This window comes from Nonomuraea composti, from assembly GCF_012034275.1.
Classification (GTDB): Bacteria; Actinomycetota; Actinomycetes; order Streptosporangiales; family Streptosporangiaceae; genus Nonomuraea; species Nonomuraea composti.
This window is the reverse complement of record NZ_JAATEP010000166.1, coordinates 1-565: the sequence shown is the minus strand read 5'-3', so window position 1 is coordinate 565 and position 565 is coordinate 1. Positions and strand designations below refer to the sequence as shown.

The 565-nt window shown below is 68.7% G+C and carries 2 protein-coding genes; both read left to right on the top strand.

Annotation, left to right across the window (positions count from 1 at the left end; translation table 11 throughout):
* The first annotated feature begins 18 nt into the window (after positions 1 to 18).
* The gene (locus HCN51_RS57825; protein ID WP_080042344.1) at positions 19 to 414 is read left to right on the top strand and encodes a DUF742 domain-containing protein; all 396 of its coding nucleotides are present in this window, start codon (positions 19 to 21) and stop codon (positions 412 to 414) included.
* A partial coding sequence (locus tag HCN51_RS57820) for an ATP/GTP-binding protein (RefSeq protein ID WP_346434197.1) occupies positions 395 to 565 on the top strand: 171 nt, incomplete at its 3' end. The genes HCN51_RS57825 and HCN51_RS57820, both read left to right, overlap by 20 nt.

Here is a 565-nt window from a genome sequence, read left to right as displayed (position 1 = left end):
TCAGACCAGGTGATGTGAGTGACGAATTCGTGGAACAGCGGCGGCTGGGAGCCCCCACCCCCGCCCGTCAGCTCCGACCCCGCCTCCCCGGTGCGGCCCTACGCCGTCACCGGCGGGCGGACCGCGCCCAAGGTCAAGCTGGCGATGGAGGCCCTGGTGTCCTCGGCGACCGCCGAGCACCGGGAGTTCTCCCACATCACGCCCGAGTACAAAGCGATCAGCCAGCTCTGCCTCCAGGTCAGATCGGTGGCCGAGGTGTCGGCGCTGCTGCGGATCCCGCTCGGCGTGGTGCGTGTTCTGATCGCGGACATGGCGGCCGAGGGCCTCGTTCGGGTGCACCAGCCGCAGCTCGAGGCAGGTAGACCGGACGTCAACCTGCTGGAAAGGGTGCTCAGTGGACTACGCAGGCTCTAGCCCCGGCCTCACCTCGACGAAGATCGTCGTCGCCGGTGGGTTCGGGGTGGGCAAGACGACGTTCGTCGGCGCGGTGTCGGAGATCATGCCGTTGACGACGGAGGCCGTCATGACGGACGCCTCCGCCGGGATCGACGACCTGGGCATGACA